8 protein-coding genes are annotated in these 6,072 nt (G+C 49.6%); 2 read left to right on the forward strand and 6 right to left on the reverse strand.

Translation table 11 applies throughout. From position 1 onward, the window contains the following. The 6 genes from ACEW8P_RS23975 to ACEW8P_RS24000 form a co-directional block, all read right to left on the reverse strand. On the reverse strand, positions 1–221 hold a 221-nt coding region (locus ACEW8P_RS23975; RefSeq protein ID WP_373515591.1), incomplete at its 3' end, for a phosphoribosyl-AMP cyclohydrolase. A gap of 119 nt (positions 222–340) precedes the next feature. Next, a complete protein-coding gene (gene hisF, locus ACEW8P_RS23980) occupies positions 341–1,123 on the reverse strand; it encodes an imidazole glycerol phosphate synthase subunit HisF (RefSeq protein WP_373515592.1) in 783 nt (260 codons plus the stop codon). Next, on the reverse strand, positions 1,117–1,842 hold the full coding sequence (gene hisA, locus ACEW8P_RS23985) for a 1-(5-phosphoribosyl)-5-[(5-phosphoribosylamino)methylideneamino]imidazole-4-carboxamide isomerase (RefSeq protein WP_373515593.1): 726 nt from the start codon (positions 1,840–1,842) through the stop codon (positions 1,117–1,119). Before hisA ends, hisF begins: the two co-directional genes overlap by 7 nt. 68 nt (positions 1,843–1,910) lie before the next feature. After that, a complete protein-coding gene (gene hisH, locus ACEW8P_RS23990) occupies positions 1,911–2,498 on the reverse strand; it encodes an imidazole glycerol phosphate synthase subunit HisH (RefSeq protein ID WP_373515594.1) in 588 nt (195 codons plus the stop codon). 353 nt (positions 2,499–2,851) lie between these two features. Next, positions 2,852–3,760, reverse strand: coding sequence for a DUF72 domain-containing protein (locus ACEW8P_RS23995; protein ID WP_373515595.1), 909 nt, complete (start codon positions 3,758–3,760; stop codon positions 2,852–2,854). A 127-nt stretch (positions 3,761–3,887) separates the two neighbouring features. Further along, a complete protein-coding gene (locus tag ACEW8P_RS24000) occupies positions 3,888–4,493 on the reverse strand; it encodes a hypothetical protein (protein WP_373515596.1) in 606 nt (201 codons plus the stop codon). 199 nt (positions 4,494–4,692) lie between these two features. Between ACEW8P_RS24000 and ACEW8P_RS24005 the strand changes: the two genes are divergently transcribed. Beyond that, positions 4,693–5,292: a GNAT family N-acetyltransferase gene (locus tag ACEW8P_RS24005; RefSeq protein ID WP_373515597.1), complete on the forward strand. Its 600-nt coding sequence runs from the start codon at positions 4,693–4,695 to the stop codon at positions 5,290–5,292. A 362-nt stretch (positions 5,293–5,654) separates the two neighbouring features. Continuing rightward, positions 5,655–5,945, forward strand: coding sequence for a YgaP-like transmembrane domain (locus tag ACEW8P_RS24010; RefSeq protein WP_373515598.1), 291 nt, complete (start codon positions 5,655–5,657; stop codon positions 5,943–5,945). Positions 5,946–6,072: the final 127 nt, after the last annotated feature.

The following is a 6,072-nucleotide window of genomic DNA, read 5'->3' on the forward strand; positions in this document are numbered from 1 at the left end:
AGGATTTCCTGGACGTGCAGAAAGTTATCGCTCGTTTCGCCCTTAGTCCATAGGCGCTGCTTGCTGCGACTGAAAAAGGTGACTCTGCCTTCGGTCTTGGTTTTTTCGAGGGCCTCGGCGTTCATATAGCCCAGCATCAGGACTTTGCCCGTGGCGGGATCCTGGATGATGGCGGGGAGCAGGCCATCGGGAGATTTTTGGAAATCTAGGGTTTGGGACATTTTATGTTTCATGTTGTAGGGGCGAACCTATGTGTTCGCCCAGGGTGCGTCAGTCATTGGGGAAACCTTTGGTTATGAAGACGGCCAAGATGCCGGAGCGCCGGTCCGACCGTACCACATCACAGCCGCATCGGCAGTCCTTGCTCACGCAAATATTGCTTTAAATCAGGAATGTCGATTTCCCGAAAGTGAAAAATGCTGGCAGCCAGGCCCGCGTCGGCTTTGCCCGTAGTGAAAACTTCTTGAAAATGTGCCATGTTCCCCGCTCCACCCGAGGCGATGACAGGAATATTTGCCGCGCCCGAAATGGTAGCGGTCAGTTCGAGAGCGAAGCCACTTTTGGTGCCGTCGGTGTCCATTGAGGTAAGCAGGATTTCGCCCGCGCCGCGTTCTTCCACTTCTTTGGCCCAGGGAATTGTCTTGATGGCGGTGGGCGTGCGGCCGCCGTGGGTATGCACAAGGTGATCGCCGCCCGCGTCGGGTACGTCCTCGATGTGCGGCACGTAGCGGCTGTCGATAGCGACTACGATGCACTGACTGCCGAATTCCAGCGACAATTCGTTAATTAAATCCGGATTGCGCACCGCCGCCGAGTTGATCGAAACCTTATCGGCTCCGGCGTGCAAAAGTACCGACACGTCGGCGATGGACGAAATCCCGCCGCCCACCGTAAACGGAATATTGATCGTGTGCGCCACGCGCTTCACTAGTTCAGCAAAGGTCTTGCGGCCATCGACGGTAGCTGTGATGTCCAGAAAAACCAATTCGTCGGCCCCCTGCGCGGCGTAGAGCGCACCGAGTTCCACGGCGTCGCCCGCGTCGCGGAGGTTGACGAAGTTGACACCCTTGACGGTGCGCCCGTCCTTGACGTCGAGACAGGGGATGATGCGTTTGGTTAGCATTGTTGGTTCAGTTTACTTAATTCAGCCAGCGTCACGCGGCCTTCGTAAATGGCTTTGCCGACAATAATGCCGTATAAACCCATTTCGGCGAGACGTTCGAGGTCGCCCATGTTACTCACGCCACCGCTGGCGATCACGTTCAGGTCGGGGCATTTGTCTTGCAAGTTTTTGTACAGGTCAAAAGATGGGCCTTGCAGCAGACCGTCCTTCGCGACGTCGGTACTGATGATGTACTTCACGCCTTTCTCCTGGTACTTTTCCACAAAATCATATACCCACAGCTCGGTGCCTTCTTCCCAACCGCTGACGGCAATTTTCTCATTCTTGGCGTCAGCCCCCAGGATGATTTTCTCGCCGCCGTAGGTTTTCAGCCAATTCTCGAACAAATCCGGTTGTTTCACGGCCACGCTGCCGCCCGTAACCTGTTTAGCTCCGCACTCAAAGGCAATTCGAAGGTCGTCGTCCGACTGCACACCGCCGCCGAAGTCCACCTGCAGGGTAGTTTTGGCCGCGATGGATTCCAGTACTTTCCAGTTAACTACCTTCTTGGCCTTGGCTCCGTCCAAATCTACGAGGTGCAGCCGCGTCAGGCCCGCGTCCTCAAACTGTTTGGCGACTTCAAGCGGCTTTTCGTTATAAATTTTTTTCTGCGCGTAGTCGCCCTGCGTGAGGCGGACGCACTTGCCTTCGATGAGGTCTATGGCGGGAATGATGTTCAATTTAGTTGAGAGTTAAAAGTTGACAATTGACAGTGCTTCAAGATCGCCATCTTGAGTAATCTGAAACCTTACATTTTTAAAAAATTATTCAAAATCCTTTCGCCGATGTCGCCGCTGATTTCGCAGTGGAACTGGGCGGCGTAGAAGTTGTCGCGGTGGAGCATGGCGCTGAATGGGTGGATGTAGTCGCAGGTGGCAATGGTGTTATCACAGACGGGCGGCGCGTAGCTGTGGACGAAATAGACATACGCTTTTTCTTCCAGGCCCGTAAGCAAGGTACTTTGGTAGTCGTAAATGCAGTTCCAGCCCATGTGGGGTACTTTGACGCCGGGCGTAGCCGGAAACCGCTTTACGTCAACATCGAAAATCCCCATGCAGTCGGTGTCGTTTTCTTCGGAGTGGCGACACATGAGCTGCATTCCCACGCAAGTACCCAGCACGGGTTGTTTCAGGGAGGGAATGAGCAAATCCAGCTTCTTGCTTTTCAGGTAGGCCATTGTGGTGCTTGCCTCCCCAACACCGGGAAAAATGACCTTGTCCGCCGAGCGGATTTCTTCCTCCTCGTCCGTGTAAAGGTAGCTGACGCCCAGGCGGTCGAGCGCGTACATGACCGATTGCACGTTGCCGGCGTTATATTTTATGATGACAATCTTCAAAGGGTTGTTGAATTGTGTAATCGTTGAACCGTGTAATTGATAAGGCGATCAACTATTACTGCACACGATGTTTGTTTACATAAATTGTTGACAGTGGACACGTTTTACTACAGGCTTACTTACTTAACAAAATAATGCATCAATTACACGATTACACAAAAAAGAAGCCCGACTCTTTGCAGAATCAGGCTTCGGTGTACTCTGTATTCAACCTTATTACACAGAATGCTTATTAAATAAGACGCGCCACCCGAAACCTTATCCGGTAATGCGATGATAAAGGGGACGGCAGGTCGATGTTTTTGTCATGGGGCGAAGGTAGTGGAAAATCTCGAACGAAAACAGGGTTCTCTTCAAAACAACTCCCCTTGAATCACCTGTGCCCGAATTTCGGGCGGCGCTACCGAAAGATTCATCTTGGCATTGAATCCCTCGATCCAGTACTTGGACAGTTCGGGCGAATAAATGTTATCTTCGGTATGGATGAAAATATAGGCACGCTGCAAGCCTTGCTCGAACCAGGCATTCAGGCGTTGCAGCCACTCGTCGGTGCGGGTGTAGTCGGTACGGTGCAATTCGTTTCCCACGAAACGCAGGGTGAAAGTCGGGGTAGTTTGGGCCATGTGCAGCACATCGCGACGACCCGACACGTCGGTCATCACCGTGCCGACGTTCCGCTCATATAGGAGTTCCAGCGTCCGCTGCCAGGCGTAGTCATCGGTGAACCAGCTCGGGTGACGGAACTCGACAGCGATGGGAAAATCCTCGGGCAGCGCCTGCAGAAAGCGTTCGAGGTTCTCGAATTTGCCCGTATCAAAAGCTGGACCGAGCTGCAGGAAGGTGGTACCCAGTCGGTCTTCCAGCCGTAGCACCGCCCGCACAAACTCGTCCGACGGCAGCATGACGTTGACTAGCTCCGCGTCGTGGCTGATGATCTGTGGCCACTTAGGGCAGTACTTGAAGCCGTCGGGAGCCGTGTCGCGCCAGCGATCGATCGTGTCGTCGCTGGGAATCTGGTAATGCGTCACGTTCAGTTCGATGGTGTTGAATTGTCGGGTGTAGTGGTAAAGAAAGTCCTTATCTTTGGCGTTGGTGGGATAAATCTTGCCTACCCATTCTTTGTTGGCCCAGATCGGCGGGCCAACGTACACTTCTTTTTTGGGTATGTGCTTGGCGTTGGCCAGCGTTTTCGTGGTGAACTGGTGCGTGTCGGGAAGGGTGAAATCTACGTTTTTGATGTTGTCTAGCTTGCCGAAATCCATTCCAATTAGGTCAAGGTTTAAGGGTCAAAAGGTTAAAGGCATTTCCAAAGAAGTTGTTATGCTTCTTGAGTAAAAAAACCAGACCAAAGTTTTCATCATTCATAAGTCCGAGTCGACAAACAGCTTCTCAAGCCTGAAAGCCATCCTCCAGCATCAAATCCCAAAGGTTAATCTCGTGGTCGTCGATTACAACGAAAGGCAAATCCCAGGCAATGAATTCCCACTTTTGCAAGTTGTCCGCCACCAGTACCCGGCGCGACGACGAGAACACCCAGATTACCCGCTCGACGCCCCATTGGAGCAGACGCTCGGTTTTTCTTTGAAAATAATCCTCTTCGCTCTGAAAGTAATTAGACTCGTCCGCTTTGATGTCCACTTCTACTACCACGCTGGGCGGAGTTTTGGAGTAATGAACCGAACTCAGGTCGGTTTTCAGTTGCCCTTTCCGGTAAATGGCTATGTCCGCTGAGAAGTTGGTGCCTTTGGTAACATGAACTCCCAATTCACCGGGGCCAAAACGAAAGCCTTTGGGCAAAGTCCTTACCAGATGCGCGTTGATGATATTAGTGATGACCCATTGTAGTTGGCTCGTTCCCATATTTATCTCTTCGATTTTTTTCACCCCCAACACATAATCCTTATATCCCTTCCGATAGATCGGATGGCCGTCGAACTCTTCGTAAATCAGTATTTTGGGAATTTCCTTTACCTGTTCCATCGCTGTTTCATTCAAATGGTTTTTTCAAAGATAGCCAAAAACGAACAAGATCCTTAGCGGGCGGTCATCACACGATTATTCATAAATCCGCACCTGAGCGCGGAACATGGGGCGGGGATTGTTTGGACATTTATTTAGATACTCACCTACCCATATTTCATTCTTCTCCCCAAAACGTACTTTTGCGAATCAGCCATCAAAATATTTAGACAAAATGAGTACCTGGACCAATACCATAAAACTGGAAGGACAAAAGGTAGATTTGGTTCCGCTGGAAAAATCACATCGGGAAGGGTTACTAAAAGCGGCCGCCGATGGTAAGTTATGGAATATATGGTACACCGCTGTGCCTTCGGAAGCGACAATCGACAAGTACCTGGAAACCGCTTTTCAAGAGCAGGTGAACGGGAGGTCACTTCCCTTTGTGGTAGTCAATAAAGAGGATGGAAGAATACTTGGCACGACGCGGTACTGCAACGTCGAGGCCGAAAGTCGGCGTCTTGAAATCGGCCACACCTGGTACGCCGAAAGCTTTCAGCGCACGGGCGTGAATACCGAATGCAACTACCTTCTGCTCCGGCACGCCTTTGAAAATCTCGATACGATAGCCGTAGAGTTCAGAACCAACTGGTTTAACTACCGCTCGCGAAATGCCATTCTGCGGCTCGGAGCGAAGCAGGACGGGGTGCTACGAAATCACCGCATCGACCAGCAGGGATTGTTGCGCGATACCGTGGTGTTTTCTATTATTCAATCGGAATGGAAAACTGTGAAAAATTCGCTGGAATATGAGATGAGTCCCTATAGACGGTGAGCGGTAGGGAAAGGGTAAAGTACCGCCCGTGAATGTAGGAGGCGAGGCTATCAATTTTGAAAGGTGGCCAGCGCGATAGTTTGAAAACTGTTTTCTACCTTGTGAAAGCGGATTGACTTTCAGCTATACAAGAAGTACGGCATCAAAAGTACAATAATGAAGAAGAAAAGTACAAAATAAATACAAAAAGTACTGCAAAACTTTCGTATATACAGGAGTTAGCGGTCATTGTAGAGCGACACCCGGCAACTCAAGAATGAGCCCTCAAAAATACTTTTTTCTGTCACTTCTGTCACACCTTACAAATTTTGTTGTTTCAATAGTAATTCCACACGGTGTGGAAGGACTAAAAGAAACAAAAAATGAAGAATATCATTAGAGGAATAACTTATTCCTATAACAGAAACATTGGTTGGCAAGACCGAACCATTAGAACAATAATCGGCATTGGAGCAACTATTGGAACATTTTACTTTCTAAAAAGTAATTCTACTTACGCCATTCTGTTAGGTATTTTGGCTGTTGCTCAATTCGGGACAGTTCTTTCTGCCCGTTGTATTATCTGCTACTTTGCAGGACAATGCACCATTGACAACAAGGAACGCAAAACCCTTCAAGCAAAGGGAATTAATTACGAAAATCAAAAAAGCTAATCCAATGACACACACAATTTCAACAAAACACATCCTTGACGCACCAATTGACAAGGTTTGGGCAAATATCAGAAAAGCAACAGGCGTAAATGAATGGCTTCCCGTAATTATTGCTTGTAAATTATAT

The organism is Persicitalea sp., assembly GCF_041751555.1.
Lineage (GTDB): Bacteria > Bacteroidota > Bacteroidia > Cytophagales > Spirosomataceae > Persicitalea.

Bases quoted from the DNA above. Each gene is read 5' to 3' on its own strand.
- hisF (WP_373515592.1), bottom strand. From the start codon at position 1,123: ATGCTAACCAAACGCATCATCCCCTGTCTCGACGTCAAGGACGGGCGC.
- ACEW8P_RS23995 (WP_373515595.1), bottom strand. From the start codon at position 3,760: ATGGATTTCGGCAAGCTAGACAACATCAAAAACGTAGATTTCACCCTT.
- ACEW8P_RS24005 (WP_373515597.1), top strand. From the start codon at position 4,693: ATGAGTACCTGGACCAATACCATAAAACTGGAAGGACAAAAGGTAGAT.
- ACEW8P_RS24010 (WP_373515598.1), top strand. From the start codon at position 5,655: ATGAAGAATATCATTAGAGGAATAACTTATTCCTATAACAGAAACATT.